This is a genomic window from Hyphomicrobium facile, assembly GCF_900116175.1.
In the GTDB taxonomy this organism is placed as follows: domain Bacteria; phylum Pseudomonadota; class Alphaproteobacteria; order Rhizobiales; family Hyphomicrobiaceae; genus Hyphomicrobium_B; species Hyphomicrobium_B facile.
In genome coordinates, this window is the sequence record NZ_FPCH01000003.1 from 757,491 (window position 1) to 779,189 (window position 21,699).

Annotated in this window: 25 protein-coding genes; 14 read left to right on the forward strand and 11 right to left on the reverse strand. The window is 60.7% G+C overall.

Going from position 1 to position 21,699, the window contains the following annotated elements:
- Window positions 1-129 precede the first annotated feature (129 nt).
- From trmD to hrcA, 9 genes are all read right to left on the reverse strand, one after another.
- A complete protein-coding gene (gene trmD / locus BM399_RS16685; RefSeq protein WP_092868853.1) occupies window positions 130-858 on the reverse strand; it encodes a tRNA (guanosine(37)-N1)-methyltransferase TrmD in 729 nt (242 codons plus the stop codon).
- Between the two features lie 75 nt (window positions 859-933).
- Window positions 934-1,221: a DUF1330 domain-containing protein gene (locus tag BM399_RS16690; RefSeq protein ID WP_092868854.1), complete on the reverse strand. Its 288-nt coding sequence runs from the start codon at window positions 1,219-1,221 to the stop codon at window positions 934-936.
- Window positions 1,222-1,367: 146 nt separating this feature from the next.
- Window positions 1,368-2,369, reverse strand: a complete 1,002-nt coding sequence (locus tag BM399_RS16695) for a L,D-transpeptidase family protein (RefSeq protein ID WP_244531315.1) — start codon at window positions 2,367-2,369, stop codon at window positions 1,368-1,370.
- A 177-nt stretch (window positions 2,370-2,546) separates the two neighbouring features.
- A complete protein-coding gene (gene pyrF / locus BM399_RS16700; RefSeq protein WP_092868856.1) occupies window positions 2,547-3,248 on the reverse strand; it encodes an orotidine-5'-phosphate decarboxylase in 702 nt (233 codons plus the stop codon).
- 8 nt (window positions 3,249-3,256) lie between these two features.
- A complete protein-coding gene (locus BM399_RS16705; RefSeq protein ID WP_092868857.1) occupies window positions 3,257-3,856 on the reverse strand; it encodes an NADPH-dependent FMN reductase in 600 nt (199 codons plus the stop codon).
- Between the two features lie 112 nt (window positions 3,857-3,968).
- Window positions 3,969-5,123, reverse strand: a complete 1,155-nt coding sequence (gene dnaJ, locus BM399_RS16710) for a molecular chaperone DnaJ (protein ID WP_092868858.1) — start codon at window positions 5,121-5,123, stop codon at window positions 3,969-3,971.
- A 157-nt stretch (window positions 5,124-5,280) separates the two neighbouring features.
- Window positions 5,281-7,209, reverse strand: coding sequence for a molecular chaperone DnaK (gene dnaK, locus BM399_RS16715; protein WP_092868859.1), 1,929 nt, complete (start codon window positions 7,207-7,209; stop codon window positions 5,281-5,283).
- A gap of 371 nt (window positions 7,210-7,580) precedes the next feature.
- Window positions 7,581-8,234, reverse strand: a complete 654-nt coding sequence (gene grpE / locus BM399_RS16720) for a nucleotide exchange factor GrpE (protein WP_092868860.1) — start codon at window positions 8,232-8,234, stop codon at window positions 7,581-7,583.
- A 125-nt stretch (window positions 8,235-8,359) separates the two neighbouring features.
- Complete coding sequence (gene hrcA / locus BM399_RS16725; protein ID WP_425284089.1) at window positions 8,360-9,451, reverse strand: heat-inducible transcriptional repressor HrcA; 1,092 nt, start codon at window positions 9,449-9,451, stop codon at window positions 8,360-8,362.
- 138 nt (window positions 9,452-9,589) lie between these two features.
- Here hrcA and rph point away from each other — a divergent pair, with 138 nt between their 5' ends.
- The 8 genes from rph to BM399_RS16770 all read left to right on the forward strand — a co-directional run bounded on the left by rph (window position 9,590) and on the right by BM399_RS16770 (window position 15,585).
- On the forward strand, window positions 9,590-10,303 hold the full coding sequence (gene rph / locus BM399_RS16730; protein ID WP_092868862.1) for a ribonuclease PH: 714 nt from the start codon (window positions 9,590-9,592) through the stop codon (window positions 10,301-10,303).
- A 21-nt stretch (window positions 10,304-10,324) separates the two neighbouring features.
- Window positions 10,325-10,750 (forward strand): anthrone oxygenase family protein, encoded by a 426-nt coding sequence (locus tag BM399_RS16735; RefSeq protein WP_092868863.1) that lies wholly within the window; start codon window positions 10,325-10,327, stop codon window positions 10,748-10,750.
- The gene (locus BM399_RS16740; protein WP_092868864.1) at window positions 10,735-11,169 is read left to right on the forward strand and encodes a VOC family protein; all 435 of its coding nucleotides are present in this window, start codon (window positions 10,735-10,737) and stop codon (window positions 11,167-11,169) included. Before BM399_RS16735 ends, BM399_RS16740 begins: the two co-directional genes overlap by 16 nt.
- A complete protein-coding gene (rdgB, locus tag BM399_RS16745; RefSeq protein ID WP_244531316.1) occupies window positions 11,169-12,050 on the forward strand; it encodes an RdgB/HAM1 family non-canonical purine NTP pyrophosphatase in 882 nt (293 codons plus the stop codon). Before BM399_RS16740 ends, rdgB begins: the two co-directional genes overlap by 1 nt.
- Window positions 12,043-13,362 (forward strand): radical SAM family heme chaperone HemW, encoded by a 1,320-nt coding sequence (gene hemW / locus BM399_RS16750; protein WP_092868866.1) that lies wholly within the window; start codon window positions 12,043-12,045, stop codon window positions 13,360-13,362. The genes rdgB and hemW overlap by 8 nt, the downstream gene beginning before the upstream one ends.
- Window positions 13,363-13,371: 9 nt before the next feature.
- Window positions 13,372-13,953, forward strand: a complete 582-nt coding sequence (locus tag BM399_RS16755; protein WP_092868867.1) for a YqaA family protein — start codon at window positions 13,372-13,374, stop codon at window positions 13,951-13,953.
- A 32-nt stretch (window positions 13,954-13,985) separates the two neighbouring features.
- Window positions 13,986-14,510, forward strand: a complete 525-nt coding sequence (locus BM399_RS16760; RefSeq protein ID WP_244531317.1) for a disulfide bond formation protein B — start codon at window positions 13,986-13,988, stop codon at window positions 14,508-14,510.
- Between the two features lie 856 nt (window positions 14,511-15,366).
- Window positions 15,367-15,585 carry a hypothetical protein gene (locus BM399_RS16770; protein WP_092868870.1) on the forward strand — a complete coding sequence of 73 codons (219 nt, stop codon included), beginning with the start codon at window positions 15,367-15,369 and terminating at the stop codon, window positions 15,583-15,585.
- Window positions 15,586-15,620: 35 nt separating this feature from the next.
- On the opposite strand, the gene BM399_RS16775 is transcribed toward BM399_RS16770, so the two are convergent.
- A complete protein-coding gene (locus BM399_RS16775; protein WP_092869170.1) occupies window positions 15,621-16,181 on the reverse strand; it encodes an HNH endonuclease in 561 nt (186 codons plus the stop codon).
- A gap of 132 nt (window positions 16,182-16,313) precedes the next feature.
- Entirely contained in the window at window positions 16,314-17,009 is a 696-nt protein-coding gene (locus BM399_RS16780) for a DNA-3-methyladenine glycosylase family protein (protein ID WP_143117847.1), read from the reverse strand.
- A 56-nt stretch (window positions 17,010-17,065) separates the two neighbouring features.
- Here BM399_RS16780 and BM399_RS16785 point away from each other — a divergent pair, with 56 nt between their 5' ends.
- From BM399_RS16785 to BM399_RS16810, 6 genes are all read left to right on the forward strand, one after another.
- Window positions 17,066-17,590, forward strand: coding sequence for a hypothetical protein (locus tag BM399_RS16785; RefSeq protein WP_143117848.1), 525 nt, complete (start codon window positions 17,066-17,068; stop codon window positions 17,588-17,590).
- Window positions 17,590-18,450, forward strand: a complete 861-nt coding sequence (gluQRS, locus tag BM399_RS16790; protein WP_092868873.1) for a tRNA glutamyl-Q(34) synthetase GluQRS — start codon at window positions 17,590-17,592, stop codon at window positions 18,448-18,450. The genes BM399_RS16785 and gluQRS overlap by 1 nt, the downstream gene beginning before the upstream one ends.
- Before the next feature lie 281 nt (window positions 18,451-18,731).
- The gene (locus tag BM399_RS16795; RefSeq protein WP_244531318.1) at window positions 18,732-19,139 is read left to right on the forward strand and encodes a hypothetical protein; all 408 of its coding nucleotides are present in this window, start codon (window positions 18,732-18,734) and stop codon (window positions 19,137-19,139) included.
- 171 nt (window positions 19,140-19,310) lie between these two features.
- Window positions 19,311-20,240 carry a 16S rRNA (cytidine(1402)-2'-O)-methyltransferase gene (gene rsmI / locus BM399_RS16800; RefSeq protein ID WP_092869172.1) on the forward strand — a complete coding sequence of 310 codons (930 nt, stop codon included), beginning with the start codon at window positions 19,311-19,313 and terminating at the stop codon, window positions 20,238-20,240.
- Window positions 20,240-20,623: a YraN family protein gene (locus BM399_RS16805; protein WP_092868874.1), complete on the forward strand. Its 384-nt coding sequence runs from the start codon at window positions 20,240-20,242 to the stop codon at window positions 20,621-20,623. The genes rsmI and BM399_RS16805 overlap by 1 nt, the downstream gene beginning before the upstream one ends.
- A 437-nt stretch (window positions 20,624-21,060) precedes the next feature.
- Window positions 21,061-21,624, forward strand: coding sequence for a F0F1 ATP synthase subunit delta (locus BM399_RS16810; protein WP_425284090.1), 564 nt, complete (start codon window positions 21,061-21,063; stop codon window positions 21,622-21,624).
- The last annotated feature ends 75 nt before the right edge of the window (window positions 21,625-21,699 follow it).

Consider the following 21,699-nt stretch of genomic DNA (forward strand, 5'->3'; position numbering starts at 1 on the left):
TCTCTCAATTGGCAACGCGCACGTGGCCGGAAGCCCTATTCGCGATATGCCATGAGGCCGCCGCGAATCTTCTCCCCGCGTATTTGCCCAAGAAATCCTGGCCATGCAAAGGCGAAGCGCCTTGCGATGTCACTTTGAGGTTCGGGTGGTACGCAAGAGATCGGGGCGACGGCCGGCCGTCAGCTGCTCGCTCTGGCGCCGACGCCACTCCGCAACTTTCTTGTGGTCGCCCGAGAGGAGAATATCCGGGATGGAGAGGCCCTCCCAATCACGCGGTTTCGTGTATTGCGGGTATTCGAGGAGGCCCGTTTCGAAGCTTTCGCTCGCGAGGCTTTCGGCGGCGCCGAGGACGCCGGGCAGAAGCCGGACGCAGGCTTCGATGAGGACCATCGCGGCCAGCTCGCCGCCTGCGAGCACATAATCGCCGATCGAAATTTCCTTCAGGCCTCTGGCATCGATAACGCGTTGATCGATGCCTTCGAAGCGGCCGGCGAGCAAGGTCACGCCCGGTCCTTCGGAAAGATCTCGCGCCAAACTCTGCGTCAGTGGCGTGCCGCGCGGCGAGAGATAGATGAGCGGGGCATCTGGTGAGATGGATTTCGCATGATCGAGCGCGGGGCCGAGAACGTCGGCGCGCAGCACCATGCCCGCCCCGCCGCCTGCGGGCGTGTCGTCCACCTGGCGGTGACGGCCGAGGCCGAAGTCGCGGATCTGCAATGTATCGAGGGACCAGATGTTCGCTGCACGGGCTTGGCCGAGGAGTGAGACATCAAGCGGTCCCGGAAACATCTCCGGGAACAATGTCAGGACGAGTGCCTGCCATGCCGGCCGTCCATCATTGGCGGGAAAGTGAGGCATGGCGCGTTATCTCACGATTCAGGTCATCCCGGATGTTTCTCCGGGATGACAAGTGCAGCTGGTCGCGGACGGTAATCAGACGCCTTCGACGATCGTCATGTCGAGCGTGCCCGCGCCCTGGCGAAGCACCTTCGCTTCCGCATATTCGGGCGACGTCGCATAGCTGCGGGCGTGCTCGTAGCTCGGAAACTCGAGGATGACGTTGCGCGGCGTTCCGTTGCCTTCAACGATTTCGCTCTTGCCGCCGCGTGCGATCGGCTTGCCTTCATACTTTTCGAGCGCGATTTTCGATTTCGCCACGTACTCAGCCCATTTCTCGGGGTTCGTGATTGTGGCGTGGGCGATGACGTATCCCTTCGGCATTGCAATCTCTTTCCTAGAAGTTTTGGGGCCTTGAAGTCGGGCGCTGTTGTCTGGCGAGGAGCCATAGCCGGAGCGGCACCGTTTCGGCAACTGGACTCATGAATGGGGGGCCGGAGATCGGGAGCCGGGCGGCGAAGCCGAAGCCGTCAGCGCTTCACGATGGGCTGTAAGGCGCCGAGCGCCGCGTCGCTTTCGTTTTGGGAGGGTTTGCCGGGCCGCGTGCTCGGGGTGTTGCCGCCGGTACCCCACGCGAACATCGCGCCCGAGATCGGTGATGTCCAGCCGAAGCTTGCCTCGGCCGACTTCAGTTTGGGGCCTTGGGCTTCGAGGCGCGGATCGGCTTTGACGAGACGCTTTGACGACCGCGGCGACAGCGGCGCAATGCGCTTCCCAATGACAGCCGGGCAGTCGGCATAGGGATCGTTGCCGACGGGCGTCAGGGCATTGACGACGTAGCGCTTGCCGCACATTCCAATCTTTGGCGGTTCACGGGTTCGCGCGAAATCGTCGAAGGCTTCCCGTAGAGGCTTCCAAGTGTCCCGCGCCTCGTTTCCGGCATGGCGCTTCATGTTTTCGGCCGTCATGCGGAACGGGAAAACATGGATCGGAATGCTGGGTTCGCCCGCGTTCAACGCATCGCGCACGAACGCATAGATTTCTTCGATGTATTTGTCGGACATCGCGAAGCAGCCGACGCTTCGGCAATCGCCGTGCACCATGATGTAGTTGCCGGTGCGGCCGAGCGCGCGATCGAGGGCGTTCGGATAGCCGATGTTGAAAGCGAGATGGTATTTGCTGTCCGGCTTCAGCCCTTCAGGCGTTACGCGGTAGAAGCCTTCGGGCGACATGCTATCGCCCATCACGCGTTTGGGTCCGAGCGTGCCGCCCCAGTTGCAGACGGGGAATGTTTTGACGAGGGCATAGCGGCCGTTCGGGCGGGCCTTCCACACCTCGAGTTCCGATTCCTCCTTGAAGACGCGGATATAGACCGGCGCTTCCGGCACGATCTCTTTCATGATGAGGGCGGCTTCAATTGCCGAGGGCAGCGGCTTCTCGGCTGCAACTTCATCGGCGCGCGCATGGCTCTGCATCGCGGCCGATCCGGCGACAACGACCATTGCGGCAAGCAACAGGGCTTGCTTGGTCAAATGCCAACGCCAACGCATCACGCTTTAAAAAACCCCGCCTACTCTTACCCGTGGGCCGCCTCAGCTAATCCCCTGGACGGTTAAGGCTGGGTAAACCCGGAGTATGGGCTCGGCGTGGTCAGAGATGGGCGATGCTGTGGCAAGGCCATGATAGGCCAGAAGAATTAGGCGAGATGCTTAAGCCCCGGCGATATGCGCGAGGAACGTGTCGGCAGCCGCCTTCGGGTCGCGCGCGGCGTTGATCGGACGGCCGACGACGAGGTGGTTGGCGCCAAAACGAAGCGCTTCTTCGGGCGTGGTGATACGGCTCTGATCGCCGGTCTCGGCGCCCGGCAGCCGAATGCCCGGGGTGACGATCAGGAACTTCGGACCAGTTTCGGCGCGGACGGCGGCGGCTTCCTGCCCTGAGGCGATCACACCGTCGAAGCCCGCGTTCTCCGCCATGCGTGCACGTCCGACGACCAAGCCGCCCGGCGTTGCCGCGATGCCCTGCTCGTCGAGGTCGGATTGATCGAGGTTCGTCAGCACGGTGACGGCGAGCAGCTTCAGATCCGAGGCCCCACGTCCGCGGACGGCCGCCGTCATCGTCTTCGTATCGTGTCCGTGCACCGTGATGAAATCGACGCCGAGCTTCGCCGCGGCGGCGACGGCGTGCTCGACCGTATTGCCGATGTCGAGAAACTTCAGGTCGAGAAAGACGCGCTTGCCTTCACGCTTCAATTCCTGAGCCAGCGCCAGTCCGTCGGCGAACAGAAGCTCAAGCCCGATCTTGTAGAAACTGACGGTGTCACCGAGGCGATCGACCAGGGCGCGCGCCTCGTCATAGGTCGGCAGGTCGAGAGCGACGATAAGTTTGTCCCGGGTGGCGCGATCGATCATTTTTCTGCTCAGCCGTGAAGCACGCGGGCGGCGCGTGCGAGTTTCTGGATGACCGACTTCAGCTGTTCGGTCTGGTCCTTGTTCTTCAAGTGGCCGTTGTCGTCGAAGGCTTCGCGCGCCCGGGGCAGGGCGAACTGTTCAGGGAGCACCAGGGCTCCGGTCCCGAGTTCGAGCACGGCGCGGATTTGGATGAGACCGCGAAGGCCGCCGAGACCGCCTCCCGAAGCCGACGCAAGCGCGAAGACGCGTGTCCGGAAGACTTCGAGCGGCGCTTCTCCGTCGTCGCGGATGTGGCTGATCCAGTCGATGGTGTTCTTGAGGAGCGGCGAGAACGAGGCGTTGTACTCGGGGCTGACGATGAAAATGCCGGTATGGGCCTTCATCAAATTCTTGAGCTTGTGAGCGTTCTCGGGCTGGCCTTCTTCCGCTTCAAGATCGCCGTGATAGATCGGCATCGGATAGTCGGCGAGGTCGGCGAACGTCGAGGGGATGCTGTTGGCATCGGCAATCATGGCGCCGAGCTTCGCCAACCGCTTGTTGAACGAGCCCTGACGGGCGCTGCCCGCGAAGAAAAGCAGACGCGGATCAGATGAGTTGGCGGCTGTCATGGGATTCGCGCGTCAGGGGTCACAAGAGAGGTTTCTGAGGCTGGACCCTAGCGGCTTTCAAACCTTTGGCAAGGATCGGCCGGCGGCCTCGCCGGCGCTTCCGGACAATCGATCAGCCACTCTTGCCTTCGAAGAATTCCTTAACCCGCGAGAAGAAGCCCGCGCTCTCGGGGCTCGTTTCCTTGTGACTCGCGCGCTCGAATTCCTCGAGTAGTTCGCGCTGTTTGCGCGTGAGGTTCTTCGGCGTCTCGACATCGACCTCGATGTACATGTCGCCGGAGACCTTCGAGCGGAGCACGGGCATGCCCTTGCCGCGCAGGCGGAACTGCTTGCGGCTTTCGGTACCTTCCGGGATCTTGACGCGCGTCGTGGTGCCTTCGAGCGTCGGCACATCGATCTGGCCTCCGAGCGCGGCGGTTGTCATCGCGATCGGCACCTTGCAGAAAATGTCGGCGCCATCGCGCTGGAAGAACTCGTGGGGCTTGATCGACAGGAAGATATAAAGATCGCCTGGCGCGCCGCCTCTGAGGCCGGCTTCGCCTTCACCCGCGAGGCGGATGCGCGTGCCATCCTCGACGCCTGCCGGAATGTTCACCGATAGCGTGCGTTCTTTCTGAACGCGGCCCGATCCGCCGCAATCGGCGCAGGGGTCGTCGATCATCTCGCCGCGGCCCTGACAGTGGGGGCAGGTGCGCTCGATCGTGAAGAAGCCCTGGCTGGCGCGGACTTTACCCATGCCGCCGCAGGTCGTGCAGGTTTTGGCTTTCGTTCCGGGCTTAGCGCCCGCGCCTGAGCACGTTTCGCATTTGACGCTTGCTGGGACGCGGATTTGCGCGGTCTTGCCGGCGTAGGCTTCTGCGAGGGTGATTTCGAGGTTGTAGCGAAGGTCGGCGCCGGCTTCCCGGCCTGTTCGCGACCGGCCGCCGCCGCCCTGGCCTCGCCGGCCGCCCATGAACTCGCCGAACAGATCGTCGAAGATGTCTGACATCGAGGAAGCGAAGTCGGGACCAAAGCCCGGGCCTCCGCGGCCTCCCATGCCTCCTTCGAACGCCGCATGGCCGAATTGGTCGTAGGCGGCGCGTTTCTGAGGATCCTTCAGGGCTTCGTAAGCCTCATTCAGCTCCTTGAAACGGCGCTCCGCTTCCTTGTCGCCCGCGTTCCGGTCGGGGTGACATTCCTTTGCGAGGGTACGATAGGAGGATTTAAGCTCAATATCGGTGGCGCTCCGCTTGACGCCGAGAATTTCATAATAATCGCGCTTAGCCATGATGCGCTGTTCTATGACCTGTTAGGTGAAATGTTGCTGGTCGGCGAATGGTCGCAACGATTACTAGCGTCTTTATCTCAATTTTTCGCCCTCAGGCCAGCCCGGCCCTCCATTCGGGAGGGGCCGGGGGGTCCGAGGGCGATTTCGCGTTCGACTCTTAAGCCGATTTCTTCTTGTCGTCTTTGACTTCTTCGAAGTCGGCGTCGACGACATCGTCGCCGCTGTCCGACTTTTTCTCGGCAGAGGGTTCGCCACCCTCGACGCCTTCCGCACCGCCCTTGGCGGTGTAGACGGCTTCGCCGATCTTCATCGCGACCTGGGTGAGTGCCGTCGACGCGGAGCGGATGGCTTCGACGTCTTCACCGGCAATCGCCGTCTTGGCGGCAGCAATTGCGGCTTCGACGTCGCCCTTGATCGCGGCGACTGCCGGGATCGAGCTGTTTTCGGTCAGAGACTTCTCGGTGCCGTGGATGAGCGCTTCCGTCTGGTTGCGCACTTCGACGAGCTCACGACGCTGCTTGTCTTCGGCAGCATGAGCCTCGGCGTCCTTGACCATCTTGTCGATGTCGGCATCGGAAAGACCGCCCGACGCCTGGATGCGGATCGACTGCTCCTTGCCGGTTGCCTTGTCCTTCGCCGAGACATGAACGATGCCGTTGGCGTCGATATCGAAGGTTACTTCGATCTGCGGAACGCCGCGCGGCGCCGGCGGGATGCCGACGAGATCGAACTGGCCGAGCAGCTTGTTGTCGGCCGCCATCTCGCGTTCACCCTGGAACACGCGAATGGTCACGGCGCCCTGACTGTCTTCTGCGGTCGAGAAGGTCTGGCTCTTCTTGGTCGGGATCGTCGTGTTGCGATCGATCAGACGCGTGAAGACGCCGCCCAACGTTTCGATGCCGAGCGACAGCGGCGTCACGTCGAGCAACAGAACGTCCTTGACCTCGCCCTGCAGAACGCCGCCCTGAATCGCCGCGCCGATGGCCACGACTTCATCCGGGTTGACGCCCTTATGGGGTTCCTTGCCGAAGAGCTGCTTTACGACTTCCTGGACCTTCGGCATGCGCGTCATGCCGCCGACGAGAACGACTTCATCGATCTCGGCAGCCTTCAGGCCAGCGTCCTTCAATGCCTTTTCGCAAGGCGCTTTCGTGCGGTCGATGAGGCCACCGACGAGGCTTTCGAGCTTGGCGCGCGTCAGCTTCATCGTGAGATGCTTCGGACCCGACGCATCGGCCGTGATGAAGGGCAGGTTGATTTCGGTCTGCGGAGCGCTCGACAGCTCGATCTTGGCCTTTTCAGCAGCTTCCTTCAGGCGCTGAAGGGCGAGCTTGTCGGAGCGGAGATCGATGCCCTGCTCTTTCTTGAACTCGTCGGCCAAGTAGGAGACGAGCAGCATGTCGAAGTCTTCGCCGCCAAGGTGCGTGTCGCCGTTCGTCGACTTCACTTCGAAGACGCCGTCGCCGATTTCGAGAATGGAGACGTCGAAGGTGCCGCCGCCGAGGTCGTAGACCGCGATCGTCTTGGCTTCCTTCTTCTTGTCGAGGCCGTAGGCGAGCGCGGCTGCCGTCGGCTCGTTGATGATGCGGAGAACTTCAAGACCCGCGATGCGGCCGGCGTCTTTCGTCGCCTGGCGCTGGGCGTCGTTGAAGTAAGCCGGAACGGTAATGACCGCCTGCGTAACCTTCTCGCCGAGCTTGGCTTCGGCGGTTTCTTTCATCTTCTGAAGGATGAAAGCGGAGATCTGCTGAGGCGAGTACTGCTTGCCGTGGCTTTCAACCCAGGCGTCGCCGTTCGGGCCCTTGATGATATGAAAGGGGACGAGCTTTACGTCCTTCTGCACCTCGGCGTCGTCGAAGCGACGGCCGATCAGGCGCTTGATCGCAAAAAAGGTGTTCGTCGGGTTCGTCACGGCCTGGCGCTTGGCCGGCAGACCGACGAGGCGTTCGTCATCGGCGGTAAATGCAACAATAGAAGGCGTCGTATTCGCGCCTTCGGAGTTCTCAAGAACCTTCGGCTTTCCGCCTTCCATGACGGAGACGCACGAGTTGGTCGTGCCGAGGTCGATACCGATTACTTTAGCCATTCTAGTCAATCCTTCTTAGTTGCGGCAGACCGGGTGGACCCTGTTTGGCATCCGTCGTGCTCCCTAACGAGAGGTTAGAAGCACCGGTCCCCAGGATTTCAATTGCGTAACCGACGGTTATATAGGGGCCTGTTTTGGGGGTGCAACGCTTCTTCCACCCGCTACAGATCACTTTCTAGCCTTTTCGATTACACGACTGCGGTCAGCACGGGTCTAGTAAAAAGCATCTATTTTCAGGGCTTTCGGCGGCGGGATAGCCGCCGGGCCGATGTGAGCCCCCCTTTATGGGAGGCTCGTATTTTAAAATCCCTAAGGTCTGTCTCCAGACCATCTGTCGCCAAACCTTAGGGGGGTGAGCCGTCAGCTGCGACTCAAGCATCGGACTGGGGTTTATCCTGCGGAGCCTCCTGTGGCGCATCGCCGGGCTTTCCGGCTTTCGGGCCGCCTCGGGAAACAACGACCATGGCGGGGCGCAAGCAACGGTCATCCAGAAGATAACCGACCTGATAGACCTGCAGCACGGTGCCGGCCGGGACGCCGGTATCTTCTTGTTCCATCACGGCTTGATGGTGGTGCGGGTTGAACGGCTGGCCTACCGGATCGATGACGCGGACGCCATGCCGCTCAAGAGCCGACTTATAGTCGCGCTCCGCCAGAACGACGCCATCGAGCAGCGCTTTCAACGCCGGGTCGGATTCGACCGCATCCATAGGCACCGCGGCTATGGCGCGCTGGAAATTGTCGCCCACGGACAAAATGTCTTTCGCGAACTTGGCGATCGCGTACTTCGCCGTGTCTTCCTTTTCGCGCTCGAGACGTCGCCGGACGTTTTCGGTTTCGGCGACCGCGCGAAGGTATTGATCCTGCTTGCCGGCCAAGTCATCGATCCTCTTGTCGAGATCGCTCTGGAGGGCGCTGATCATGGCCTTGAGCTGCTCAACGCCGACGCCGTCCGGCGGGGAGGTCGCTGCCGCCTCGGTGGGCGATTGAACAGTGTCGTCGACCGGCTTCTTTTCGTCGCTCATTTTTCTCTTCGCTGAAATGCCAATGGTGAATTCCGAAGGGTGCCGGGATATCGGCCGCGGAACGGGAAAAATCAAGGCGGTTCAAAATGCGCGCGCCCAGCGGATGCATGGGGCAGGCAAAAATCTCAACCGATGAGGCGGCTTACAAGCTTCGCCGTATAATCCACCATCGGGATGATCCGGGCGTAGTTGAGACGCGTCGGCCCTATGACACCCAGCACGCCAACCACGTGGCGCGTCTGGTCCCGGAACGGCGCTACGATCAATGATGAGCCCGAAAGTGAGAACAACTTGTTCTCCGAGCCGATAAAAATGCGCACGCCTTCGGCGGTTTCCGAAGCGCCCAGCAGCTCCACAATATCTTGCTTCGACTCGAAAGCATCGAAGAGCTGACGGATGCGATCGAGATCTTCAGCCGCGGTCACGTCTTTCAGGAGATTGCTTTGGCCGCGAACGATGAGGCTTTTGCGGTCGTCGGAGACGCCGGACCACTCGGCAAGCCCGGCCTTGATGACCTTCTGAGTCAGCTGGTCGAGTTCGGCTTTGGCCGCATTCAACGACTTTTCGATCTCGGTCTTGGCTTCCGCCAGTGTCATGCCGCGAAGATGGGTGTTCAGATAATTCGACGCTTCCTGGAGCGCGGAGGGCGGCAAGCCTTCGGGCAAATTGATGATGCGGTTCTCGACGTTCTGATCCTCGTCGACCAGGATCACCAAGCCGCGCCGCGGTTCCAGCGGTACGAACTCGATATGGCGCAGGCGTGCTACCTGCTTTTCGGCGAGCACCACGCCGGCACAATGGGATAGGCCGGAGATCAGTTCGCCGGCTTCGCTCAAAAGCTGATCGACCGACTTATCGCGCCGATAGGCGATCTGCGCCTCGATCTGGCGGCGCTCTTCCATCGAGACGTCGCCGACTTCGAGCAAGCCATCGACGAAGAGTCTCAGCCCCAGCTGAGTCGGCAGGCGGCCGGCGGAGGTGTGAGGCGAAATGATGAGGCCTAGCTGCTCCAGATCCGACATGACGTTGCGGATAGACGCCGGCGACAGCGCCATCGGCAGGGCGCGAGACAGGTTGCGCGAGCCGACCGGCTCGCCCGTGGCGAGGTAACTTTCGACAATCCTTCGAAGAATAGTCCGGGACCGCTCGTCTAGCCTCTGGAGCTGGGTTTTGCCGTCGAGCAGCGTCGCACTCACCATATGTTCCTCTAATCTCATGGCTTTGAATCTATGAACCGCGGGGCCCGGCGTCAAATGCCGCGCGCGTCATGAGGTAAAGTTAGCCTTGTTTCCGGTTGATGGACCCCAGGGCCTTCATTAGGGTCGCGGCCGCAACGTTAACATTTCAGGGAAATCATGCGACCTTCTAAACGCAAGCCGGACGAGCTGCGCCGCGTTTCAATTGAACGCGCCGTTTCTAAACACGCCGAGGGCTCCTGCCTGATCAAGTTCGGCGATACGCATGTCCTGTGCACCGCCAGCTTGGAAGAGCGTCTGCCGCAGTGGCTCAAGGGTCAGGGCCGCGGCTGGGTTACCGCCGAATACGCGATGCTGCCGCGCGCCACGCATGAGCGCACGCGCCGCGAAGTTACGAGCGGTCACCCGTCGGGACGTACGCAGGAAATTCAGCGGCTTGTCGGCCGGGCGCTCAGGGCGGTCGTCGATCTGACGAAGCTCGGTGAACGCCAGATCACGGTCGACTGCGATGTCATCCAGGCAGACGGGGGCACGCGTACGGCTTCGATCACCGGCGCCTGGGTTGCTCTTCATGATTGCATCCAATGGATGAAAATGCGCGACATGGTGAAGGAAAACGTCTTGCGCGACCATGTGGCGGCGGTTTCCTGCGGACTTTACAAGGGCGAACCGGTGCTCGACCTCGATTATGCCGAGGACAGCAACGCGGACGCGGACGCGAATTTCGTCATGACCGGGACAGGCGGAATCGTCGAAATTCAGGGTACGGCAGAGACGACGCCCTTCAGCGAGGAGCGTTTTACCGACCTTATGCAACTCGCGAAGAAGGGTATCGGGGAGCTGGTTCAACTTCAGAAGCTGACGGTCGCTTAACGCCTTGCGGAGGTGAGAGCCATGTTCGGGGACTTTGCCCTTGTCGTCGCCGCGCTCTTTACGGGCGCGGCCATCTACGTCAGTTGGGCGGAACAGCCGGCGCGGCTCGAACTCGATAACCAGGCGATGCTTGCCGAATGGAAGCCGAGCTATGCGCGAGGCCTGATGATGCAGGCCTCGCTCGCCTCGATTGGGTTCGTTCTCGGCACGCTCGAAGCCATCGTCACGGGACAGTGGATCTGGTTCGCCGGCGCGCTGGCGCTCGTCGCCAATTGGCCGTTTACGCTTTTTGTGATCATGCCCGTTAATAAGAAGCTTGAAGCGACGGCCCTCGAGAGCGCAGACGAAACGACACGCGCGCTCGTCGAGAGGTGGGGGACGCTGCACGGTGTTCGAAGCGCGCTTGGCGCGCTCAGCGTTGGATTGTTCCTATGGGCGTCGATCTGAACTCATCCCCCGCGCCACTGAGAATTCTTGAAACGGTTCTTTACGCTCCCGATCTTACGCGGATCGAGGATTTCTATCGACGCGCACTTGGATTGGAGCCGTTCGCGGCGGAACCAGGGCGCCATATATTTTATCGCTGCGGAGACCAGATGCTGCTGATTTTCAATCCTGACGTGACGCAATTCCCAACGGCCGGTGCGTCGCTTCCCGTGCCGCCGCATGGCGCGGAAGGGGAAGGCCACGTTTGCTTTGGCGCGTCGGGCGGAGACATCGAGCAGTGGCTGACGAAACTTGAAAGCCTCGGCGTGCCTATCGAGGCGGACTTTGAATGGCCGCGCGGGGGAAGGTCGATTTACTTCCGTGATCCGGCGGGCAACTGCCTCGAGATCGCCGAGCCGCGTATCTGGGGTATCGCGTGATGCGGCTTTCGAAAGGTACGCGCCTCGTCGTTGCGAGCCACAATCCGGGCAAGGTGTGGGAAATCAACCAGCTCATTCATCCCTATGGGCTCGATGCCGTATCGGCGGGAGAGCTTGGTCTCGCGGAGCCCGACGAGACCGAGACGACGTTCGAAGGCAATGCGCGGCTCAAGGCAGTCGCGGCGGCACAGGGATCGGGATTGCCGGCGCTCGCGGATGATTCTGGTCTCGAGGTTGATTGCCTCGACGGTGCTCCGGGCATCTATTCGGCGCGCTGGGCGGGACCCGGCAAGGACTTCGGCGTTGCCATGCAGAAGGTCGCCGACGAGATCACGCGTCGCGACGGCTGGAACGGCAGCGGTCCGCGTGCCAACTTCATCTCCGTCCTTTGTCTGGCTTGGCCGAACGGCGACGTCAAAACATTCGAGGGCAAGGTCTTCGGAAATCTTGTTTGGCCGCCGCGCGGCGGGAACGGCTTCGGCTACGATCCGATGTTCGTCCCGAATGGCGACACGCGGACTTTCGGCGAGATGAAGCCGGACGAGAAATATGCGATTTCGCACCGGACCCGCGCATTCACGGCGTTCAAGGCCGCGATGCTCGATGAAATAACGCGGGGAGCGGGGAACGCCGAAGCCGACACACGGGACATCGCTGCATTTTCGGCTGCCGCCGCCAGTCTTTCGACGCGCGTCGAGGCGGCAGCGTTTATCGAGCGCTTGAAGGACGATCTTGCTACGCATCAGCAGGAATGGAAGAACGCGACGCTTGAATCCTATCTCGATGCTTTGGCGCGCGCCCTCGGGAGGATGCCGGCAAGCGAGGAACCTGCGTGGCGGCAGTTGTCCAAGGCCATGTTGGCCGCGAGCTGTCATGACTGATGTGGATCAGACATTCGGCGTCTATGTGCACTGGCCGTTCTGCGCCCAGAAGTGCCCCTATTGCGATTTCAATAGTCACGTGCGTTTCGGCGGCTGGGACGAGGCGCGCTTTCTCGCAGCGTATAAGCGCGAGATCGATTGGGTCGCCGAACGCATAGGGCCGCGCACCGTCACGAGCATCTTCTTCGGCGGCGGAACGCCGTCGCTGATGCAGGCGCATACGGTTGCGTCGATCATCGAGCATATCGCGAAGCGCTGGGGCGTTGCGCCGGACGCTGAGATTACGCTCGAGGCTAATCCGGGCAGCGTCGAAGCCGGTCGTTTTCGCGGGTTTCGGGAAGCGGGCGTCAATCGCGTTTCAATCGGCGTGCAGTCGCTCAGAGATCAGGAGCTGCGCAAGCTCGGGCGTATTCATAGCGTCGCGGAAGCCAAGGCTGCTCTCGAGATTGCGCGCGGAACATTCGAGCGCTTCTCGTTCGATCTCATTTACGCGCGTCCCGGTCAGACGGCCGAGGCTTGGCGCGCGGAGCTTGCCGAAGCTCTCGATCTCGCGGGCGATCACCTGTCGCTCTATCAACTGACGATCGAGCCTGACACGCCATACGCTGCGCTTCATGCCGCGGGCAAGCTGATCATTCCGGACGATCACGACGCGAGTGCGCTCTATGAGATTACGGAAGAGATGACGGGCGAGCGTGGTCTCGCGGCATACGAGGTTTCAAACTACGCGCGGCCCGGTTCGGAGAGCCGGCACAACCTTCTTTACTGGCGCTACGGCGAATACGCGGGGGTGGGCCCCGGCGCGCACGGCCGCATTCTCATCGGCAATACCCGCACGGCGACGGTCGCCGAACGCAATCCGGAAGCCTGGGCCGCCCGGGTCGAGGAGGCGGGTCACGGCTTTACCGAAATGACGACGCTTGCGCGCGAGGAGCAGGCGGATGAAATGCTCTTGATGGGTCTACGTCTCAGCGAGGGTATCGATCTCGGCCGGCTCGCGGTGCTTGGCGGCGCCCGCCCTTCCCGGCCGGTCATCACAGAACTCGAAGATCTCGGCCTGCTTCAGTCTGCAGTTGACCGGGCGCCAGATACTTCGGGAAAGTCGGGCAACTCGGGAAACTGGCGGCGAAACGAGCTGGACGAGATCGTCGCCTGCGCGGGCCCAGGATTGCGGCCTGAAACGGGTGCGCCCGGTCCCGACCGAATTCGCGTGACCCCCCAGGGCCGTCTCGTGCTTAACGCGGTTGTCGCAAAGCTTTCAAAAAGTTTTCAGTCGCCGGAACGCGTAGACAACCTTCGAAGCGCCGGTTAATCAGCGAAGATGCTTCGGGGAATTTACGATTGGACGATGCGGATGGCGGCCAGCGCCCGGGCGCCGTGGGCGCTTGCCGGCGTCTCGTTCGCGGAAAGTTCGTTCTTTCCCATTCCTCCCGACATCATGCTCATTCCGATGGTGCTCAGCCAGCCGCGGAAGGCGTGGTGGTACGCGACGATCGCAACCGTCGCCTCCGTTATCGGCGGATTGCTCGGATACGCGATCGGCTACTATCTCTACGACGCTATCGGCGAACCCATTCTGAAGTTCTACGGACGCGAGCACGCGCTCGACGCCTTCCAGACGTTCGTTCAGGAGTACGGTGTCACCGCCGTCATCGTCAAAGGCATGACGCCGATCCCTTACAAGGTCGTGACCATCGCGGCGGGTGTCGGCAAGATGGATATCCTAGCGTTCGTCGGCGCAAGCATCGTCGCCCGAGCCATGCGCTTCTATCTCGTCGCCAGTCTCTTATATTTCTTCGGTGAGCCTATCCGGTCCTTTATCGAGGGCCGGCTTGCGCTCGTGACCACGGCATTTCTCGTGCTGCTCATCGGTGGGTTCGTGGCGGTACGGTACATCTTCTAGCTCGGATCTCGATCATGGCGTTTGGCGAGCGAATGGCGCGAGGGACGGATTACCAGCTTGGCGCGCTCGCGCTTTTCCTGTCGATCGCGACAATCGCGGCTGCGCTCGGATTTCAATACATCGGCGGCTATGTGCCGTGCATGCTCTGCCTGATCGAGCGCTACGCCTACTATGCGGCCATCCCGGTGCTGTTCATTGCGCTGGTGCTGACGGCGGGCGGCCATCGCCGGTTTGCCGCCGCGCTCTTTCTGATCGTCGGGCTCGCGTTTTTGGCGAACACCGTCCTCGGCATCTACCACGCCGGTGCCGAGTGGAAATTCTGGCCGGGTCCGGCGGCGTGCGGCGGCGGACAATCTTTGACGACGTCGGCCGGCAATCTCTTAAGCGAGATTGAGAACATCCACGTCATCAAGTGCGATGAAGCATCTTTGCGCTTTCTCGGCATATCCTTCGCCGGGTGGAATGCCGTCGCGTCGTTTTTCCTGATGATGATCTCTTTCGCCGCCGCTTTGGCCGCTCGCGAGCAGAGCTACGAGACGACCGCCACCGATCTCTGACTCTTGTCCACAAATGTCGTGGCGCGGAAAAACGTTGATTTCGTTGCCTCATCGATACTGTCAAGCAAACAAAGTCTGAATTTCATCTCAGAGACAGAATCGCGCCTTCCCGTTGCCCGAATGTGACGGCTATTCTTGCTTCGTTCGCGGGACACGGACGAGTTGGATTGTGTGGATATCAGTCAAGCGTAGGGAGCCTTCCCAGTGGCGTATGCGTTGCGTTTTTCGAGTGGGTTGCTCGGAACAGATATCACTCGTTCAACCGAGCCCGTCCCCGCCCCGGATTTGAGTAAGCGTGGCGTTGTTGCGTTTCGTAAGCGTTCGTTGCGTAGCGTTGAGTTCGAGTGCGGCCAGACCCCGAAAGAGGTTCTGTCCGGTGCGTTCAAAAATCTCAGGCGAGCCGCCTCGACAACTTCGTCGATGCGTATGTCTCGGCGGTTCGCCCGCACTTCCGACGATGGTCGTCATGCCTATCAGGAGGCCGATCCGTGGGTGAGTGCGAAGACAGAAGATTGGGCTTGGCGTCCGATTGGAGATGTTGCGCTGACCGTCATGCGGAGCGCCGCTCTTTCAGCCGCCGTCGCGAAGTTGCGATTGCCCCAGTAGCCTGACCGTGGCGTTCGCGTGCGTGTCGAATTGTAAGGCGTTGGACAAAAGGATTTCGGAGAGCAGCTGGCTTTCCAACGAGCTGGCAGACGCACGGAGCGTGATCGAGTTAGCCCTCAATCGAGACATCATGTGACAAGGTCTCGCGTAGTGATGTCAGGGCGCTCTGTGTGTCTGCCGCCATCGTTTGGAACGGCCAAGCCTCGGGAATCGTTCCTCGAAGAACGTTTTTTTTGCGGAGTTCGCCCAGATGACCCCGTCTGTTCCAGATTATCTCAGTCCCATTCAGTGGCATCAGGCCGTGGCTGTCAGCCGCGAGCAGTGCGCACGAATTTTCCGGGATGGTGGCGCGCCGACCGATGCGCTTCTCGCGTTCGGGCTTCATTCTGAGACTGGCGCCAATTGGGAACGCGTCGTCGATCTGATCGCCGCAGAGCTTTGCGCGCATCCGATAAAGCACGCCGCTTAGTATGGGCTTGTAGGCGGCCAAACGACTGTCCGGGCCTACGGTTCGAGTTCGGTATCCCAGTAGAGATAGTCGAGCCAGCTTTCGTGCAGATAGTTTGGCGGGAATAGCCGACCGTTGCGATGCAGTTCGAAGACGGTCGGCCGATAGGGTTCGTGAGCGGGGAACATGCCCGCCGCCCTCGGCATCAAACCACCCTTCCTAAGATTACATGGTGCGCACGCGGTGACGACGTTGTCCCATCGCGTTTGTCCGCCGCGCGAGCGCGGGATCAAGTGATCGAACGTCAGATCGCTCTTGTCGCCGCAATACTGGCAGCTGAAGCGGTCGCGCAAGAAAACATTGAACCGTGTGAAAGCGGGATACAGCGCGGGCTTCACGTACGTCTTCAGCGACACGACACTCGGAAGCTTCAGTTCGAACGAGGGGCTTCGGACGTATCTCTCATATTCGGAGACGATGTTCACGCGGTCGAGGAAGACAGCTTTTACCGTATCCTGCCAACTCCAGAGCGACAGGGGATAGTAGCTGAGCGGCCGGAAGTCGGCGTTCAGTACAAGAGCCGGACAATTGTCCGGTAATGTCACGTGAGCATTCACGTCGCGCAAACCTCGCGGTTTAGATCCGCCGAATCGCGTTTTTGGCCCCACTTGAACGCGAGGGATACTAGCCGCGCATATCAATTCTGTGAAGCATTCGGTCGGATGTGTCGCGGCGGCTAATTTCGAGCTTTATTTCAATATCTTGTACGTTTTTGTGACAATCGGCTTTGCGGGTTTCCCCAGAAGAGCGCGGCGGGCAAACGCGTAATCGGCCCACAGGAGGCGCGCGGCAACGGCGCGTGCGGGGCGCCAGCGCTCAGCGATTTCCTCGAGTTCATCGGGCGTCGGGCGCTCTCTAAGCTTGAAGTGGTGTTGAACCGCGAGCTGAAGAGCGAGGTCGCCAGGCGCGAAGGCATCGCGCCGTGCCAATGCGAAGAGCAGATAGATGTCGGCGGTCCACGGACCAATGCCGTGAATGGACGTGAGCCGTTCGACGATGATGTGCTCGCCCGCAGTATTCAGCGTTTGGAAATCGAGACCGTCTTCGAGGACGGCGCGCGAAAGCGCTTTAAGCGTCCGTATCTTGGCGTTCGAAAGGCCGAGAATTTTTAGATCGTCGTCGCTTTGCGCAAACATTACTTCCGGCGTGAAGGGCGACAATGCCGCCTCTACGCGAGACCAGATCGCGGCGGCGCTTTGTGCCGAAAGCTGTTGGCCGACGACGATTTTTGCGAGACCTGCAAAACCGGCCGGAAAGTCTCGCATCGGCGGCGTTCCCGTGCGCTTGAATATGAGCGACATGACTTTGCATTGCTGCGCGAGTTTCGCTGCAGCAGCTTTCAGCTGGCGCTCGGTCGTCACGGTCGGATATCGTTGCGCGGCCAAACCTTTGCTCCAGAGTTGCGTTTTAATGAGCGTCTCGCCTGTGGGAGAGAGTAAAAATGGCAAGGATAGCTCTAATCCTATTTGCCGCAATTTTATACGTAAGCGGCGTTTCGCAAGCCGACGCGCGATCCTGGCAGAGCAGCTGGGTGACCGTCATAAATGAGCGTCACGGTTTTGCCATTGCCTACCCCGACAATATTTTCACGCAGAAGAGCGATCAACCAAAGACCGATGAGGGCGGTGTCTACCTATCGAAGGACGGCAAGGCGAAGTTACTTGTCGGGGCATTCGAAAATGCAGATCGTCAGTCTTTGGAGGACTATCGCCAATTCCTGATTTCCGACCAATATGCGACGGCGAAGATCGACTACGCGCCGGTGAAGGCGCGCTGGTTCGTGTTATCGGGCGATCGCAACGGCGAAACGTTTTATCAACGCGTCAGCTTTACGTGCGGCGGCAAACTCATAAATAGTTGGGCCATGCTTTATCCGACCAGTGAACGAAAAACATACGACCGCGTCGTCGAGGCGGTTGCGCGGACATATACGCCGGGAGCGGGCCGAACCGGCTCTTGCGACTGATGTCTTCCGTCACTCGTTTTGCGCCCTCACCCAACGGGCTCTTGCACGTTGGCCATGCGCTCTCCGCGATTATCGCCCACGACGTCGCGCGCAAGAACGGCGGCCGCTTCCTGCTCCGGATCGAGGACATCGATATCGAGCGGCGGCGTCCGGAGTTCGTGACCGCGATCTTCGAAGATCTGAATTGGCTGGGCCTTACTTGGGAAGAGCCCGTCCTCGTGCAGTCGGAGCATTTTTCCGAATATCTCGCGGCTGCGGACCGGCTGATTCAAATGGGGCTTCTCTATCCCTGCTTTGCGACGCGCAGCGAAATCGCAGCCGCGGCAGATCAGGAAAAGACCGATCCCGACGGAGCGCCGCGTTATCCCGGGCTCTGGCGCGGAGCGTCAGCGGAGACCGTCGGAGCACGGATGGCGGCGGGGGAGGCGCCCGCGTTGCGTCTCAACATGGACGGAGCGCTCAAAGCATTGAAGGAGAAACGCGGAGACGCGCCGCTGACGTTCGTCGAGGTCGCGGAGGACGGCACGCAGCAAACAATGACTGCCGACCCGGAGCGTTGGGGCGACGCGGTTATCGTTCGCAAAGACGTACCGGCAAGCTACCATCTTTCCGTCGTCGTCGATGATGCGCGGCAGGGCGTGACGCACGTGACGCGCGGACAAGACCTGTTAGCTGCAACCGATCTGCAGCGGCTTCTACAGGAGCTCTTGGATTTGCCGCAGCCCGTCTATTCGCATCATCGGCTCATCAAGTGGTCGGACGGGCGCAAGCTCTCAAAGTCAAATCAGGATATGGGCTTGCGAATGCTTCGCGAAGAAGGCGCGTCGGCGGACGATATTCGTCGCGTCATATTCAGCTGATTCAGTGTGTTCAGCTGATTCAGCGTGCGGCTGGTCCATCGACGCTTTGCGGCCGTCAATTGAGAGGCATCCGGAAAAGCGGGTTCGATAGCGGGCGAAGTTAAGATTGATTCGTATTTCGCCCGTCGCAATTCGCGGCCGCACAATTGGACATGCATTTCGATATTTATTCTCCCAATCGTAAAAATAAATACATATTTACCGAGACTAATACTTGTAACTTTCCCCAAATCATCCCAGCTTTAATTATTCTCTAATCAGTTATCCGGATTCTGTTATCTATGGCAGATACACCGAAAATCAGGGTTGCCAGTTATTGGGCCGCTATTTCCATGGCGGCGGCGCCGATTTTCAATTTCGTTTGCTCGCACCTCGCGCGTTCGCCGGCGAGGGAGACGCCGCGGCAGGTTGGGTCACGGCAGATCGAACCCCGGCGGCTGACGATCTCGGAGCAGTGGGGCCACATCAGCGGCATTATCACCGGGGCTGCGTCCCGGGCCGAAGAGGCAACGCGTTGCCATGCTTCAGCAACTCTGCAGCTCGATCTTGCCCAGTATGCTTTGACGTCTTTGGTCGATGAGCTTTCGGCCGTCATGGATGTTGGCGGCCGGCGCCGCCGAGCGACGGTCCATGTGCTCGGAATTGCGCCTCCGTCGCGGCCGGCAATGGGCAGCGCGATCGCCGCCTAGCGCGTCGCGTCCGCCGCAATTATTCTCGTTCTCATTTCCGGTATTCCGTTAAGCCTTTGGCGCTTAAGCGTGAGGCTGAAGATCCTTTGCATTCCCATGTGAGGTCTTTTGACGGCTCGCCTCAATTGGTATTGATGGTTATCCGGGTCGCCGGGATGTAGGACGACATTGGTGTCTGACGATCAACGATCTTTGCAGTCTGAGTTAGAGGCCGTTCCCGGTTCGCGTCCGGCTGCCCGTGCCCAGGATGCGATTGCCCGCCTTTTGTCCGAGCCGCTGGCGCCGGGGCTCTATCTGGTTGCGACGCCGATCGGCAATCTTGGTGACATCACACTCAGGGCGCTCGGCGTTCTTGCGCGTGCGGATGTTATTTACTGCGAGGACACGCGGCATTCCGCGAAGCTGCTCCAGCATTATTCGATCACGGCGCGCACGCGGCCCTTTCACGACCATAACGAAGACCGCGAAATAGATCGGGCGATCGCGGATCTCGAATCCGGCAAGCGAATTGCCGTCATTTCGGATGCCGGAACGCCGCTTCTTTCCGATCCCGGATTCAAGCTCGTTCGCGCGGCTGCGGCGGCGGGTGTCGCCGTTGTTCCGGTTCCCGGCCCCTCGGCTCTGTTGGCGGCTTTGACCGCGAGCGGCTTGCCGACGGATGCTTTCTTTTTTGCGGGTTTTCTACCGGCGAAGCAGGCGGCGCGGCGGACCCGATTATCGGAGCTTTCGCCGATACCCGGGAGCCTCGTTTTCTATGAAGCGCCTCACCGGGTCGCGGAAACACTCGCGGATATGGCGGGGTTGCTCGGCGACCGCCAAGCGGTGGTTGCTCGGGAATTGACGAAGATGCACGAAGAGATCGGGCGCGGAAGCTTGGCGGAGCTCGCGGACGCTGCAACCGAGGATCTCAAGGGCGAGGTCGTCATTGTCGTCGGTCCTCAGCAGGCCCAGGCGGTCAGCGACGAGACGCTCGGCGCTCGCCTCGCCGATGCGCTCGCGGTCATGAGTTTGAAAGACGCCGCCCGGGCGCTGGCGGATGAATTCGGAGTCCCCAAGGCGCGGGTCTACGGGCTCGGCATCAAGGCGAAGGGGGGCCGGTGATGAATTCGAACGTCAACGACGAATTCCGGCAAAGGTGGGAGCGGCGCAGGCGGCACCACAGCGGGCTCAGGGCGGAAACGATCGTTGCGGCCGTCTATCTGGCGACGGGACACCGCATTCTCGGGCGGCGGTTCAAAACGCCCGTTGGCGAGATCGACCTTATTGCGATCCGGAAAAACCGGGTGGCGTTCATCGAGGTCAAGCGGCGTCCGAGCGTGGCGGATGCAGAGGATGCGATTACGCTGACGATGCGCCGGCGGGTGCGGCGGGCGGCCGATCTATGGCTTGCGCGCAATCCCCAGTATCAGGCCCACGATGTTGGTTTCGATTTGGTTTTTGTCGTGCCGTGGCGCTTCCCAATCATCATGCGCGACGCGCTATAAAAAAGGGCCCGCCGTAGCGGGCCCTAAAGTCTTTGGGACGTCTGACGTATGACGCAAACATGCAGGCGCGGGCCGCTTAGGCGCGCGGCACACTCCTATTCATAATCCGCCCAGCCTGAACGCAGTTTGAACGAGATACACGGCCTCTGTTCAGCATTCGCCGAGTTCGCGGGCCGGGCTTCCACGAGCCGTTGCAGCCAAACGCCGGATTTTTGGCTTGCCCAAGCCTTGTTATGCGGCAACGCGCCCTCTTGGCGCATGGTTGAAGCGTTTGGGAGTGCATGTTAAGGACACCCCGGCTTTGAAAGGGGGCGGCTGGCAATGTACCGGCTACGTACGCTCTTCTTTTGTCAAAGGCCTTTCCTTGGAGCGGGCGGAATTCCGGGCTTTTTCATGCCCAGCCCTCTATGCGCCTTAGGCGCGACGGTGAGAGCGACGTGGCAACGAACGATACGATCGTTGAAGGGGTGGCCGGGCGCTACGCGTCGGCTTTGTTCGATCTTGCGAATGAAAGTTCCAAGACCGCTGAAATCGAGAGCGATCTCGTAAAATTTCAAGGGCTTCTGGACGAAAGCGCTGATCTCGTGCGCCTCGTTCGCAGCCCCGTCATCGCGGCGGACGATCAGAGCCGGGCGGTGAGTGCAATTCTGGAGAGGGCCGGCATCGGCGGCCTCACAGCAAACTTCTTGAAGCTCGTGACGGCCAATCGCCGTCTGTTCGTCATTCAGGACATCATCAAGGCCTATCGCGCGCTCGCAGCGAAAGCTCGCGGCGAAATCGGCGCTGAGGTGACGAGCGCGTTCGCTCTCAATGATTCGCAGATCGCCTCCTTGAAGGAGACGCTCAAGGCTTCGGTCGGTAAGGACGTGACGCTTCAGACGCGCGTCGATCCGAGCATCCTTGGCGGTCTCATCGTCAAGGTCGGCAGCCGCATGATCGATTCATCGCTCAAGACCAAGCTTCAGAACCTGAAGGTGGCGTTGAACGGAGCCGGCGCGTAAGCGAGACGGCCGACTAGCGCTGGGCGGCGCGTCGCGCCGGTCGGGGCTTAAGAAATTTGAACAAGGGGCCGCACC

Coding starts and splice junctions, on each gene's coding strand:
- trmD (WP_092868853.1), bottom strand. CDS start 858: ATGCCTCACTTTCCCGCCAATGATGGACGGCCGGCATGGCAGGCACTC.
- BM399_RS16690 (WP_092868854.1), bottom strand. CDS start 1,221: ATGCCGAAGGGATACGTCATCGCCCACGCCACAATCACGAACCCCGAG.
- pyrF (WP_092868856.1), bottom strand. CDS start 3,248: ATGATCGATCGCGCCACCCGGGACAAACTTATCGTCGCTCTCGACCTG.
- BM399_RS16705 (WP_092868857.1), bottom strand. CDS start 3,856: ATGACAGCCGCCAACTCATCTGATCCGCGTCTGCTTTTCTTCGCGGGC.
- dnaJ (WP_092868858.1), bottom strand. CDS start 5,123: ATGGCTAAGCGCGATTATTATGAAATTCTCGGCGTCAAGCGGAGCGCC.
- dnaK (WP_092868859.1), bottom strand. CDS start 7,209: ATGGCTAAAGTAATCGGTATCGACCTCGGCACGACCAACTCGTGCGTC.
- grpE (WP_092868860.1), bottom strand. CDS start 8,234: ATGAGCGACGAAAAGAAGCCGGTCGACGACACTGTTCAATCGCCCACC.
- hrcA (WP_425284089.1), bottom strand. CDS start 9,451: ATGAGATTAGAGGAACATATGGTGAGTGCGACGCTGCTCGACGGCAAA.
- rph (WP_092868862.1), top strand. CDS start 9,590: ATGCGACCTTCTAAACGCAAGCCGGACGAGCTGCGCCGCGTTTCAATT.
- BM399_RS16735 (WP_092868863.1), top strand. CDS start 10,325: ATGTTCGGGGACTTTGCCCTTGTCGTCGCCGCGCTCTTTACGGGCGCG.
- BM399_RS16740 (WP_092868864.1), top strand. CDS start 10,735: ATGGGCGTCGATCTGAACTCATCCCCCGCGCCACTGAGAATTCTTGAA.
- rdgB (WP_244531316.1), top strand. CDS start 11,169: ATGCGGCTTTCGAAAGGTACGCGCCTCGTCGTTGCGAGCCACAATCCG.
- hemW (WP_092868866.1), top strand. CDS start 12,043: ATGACTGATGTGGATCAGACATTCGGCGTCTATGTGCACTGGCCGTTC.
- BM399_RS16755 (WP_092868867.1), top strand. CDS start 13,372: ATGCTTCGGGGAATTTACGATTGGACGATGCGGATGGCGGCCAGCGCC.
- BM399_RS16760 (WP_244531317.1), top strand. CDS start 13,986: ATGGCGCGAGGGACGGATTACCAGCTTGGCGCGCTCGCGCTTTTCCTG.
- BM399_RS16770 (WP_092868870.1), top strand. CDS start 15,367: ATGACCCCGTCTGTTCCAGATTATCTCAGTCCCATTCAGTGGCATCAG.
- BM399_RS16785 (WP_143117848.1), top strand. CDS start 17,066: ATGGCAAGGATAGCTCTAATCCTATTTGCCGCAATTTTATACGTAAGC.
- gluQRS (WP_092868873.1), top strand. CDS start 17,590: ATGTCTTCCGTCACTCGTTTTGCGCCCTCACCCAACGGGCTCTTGCAC.
- BM399_RS16795 (WP_244531318.1), top strand. CDS start 18,732: ATGGCAGATACACCGAAAATCAGGGTTGCCAGTTATTGGGCCGCTATT.
- BM399_RS16805 (WP_092868874.1), top strand. CDS start 20,240: ATGAATTCGAACGTCAACGACGAATTCCGGCAAAGGTGGGAGCGGCGC.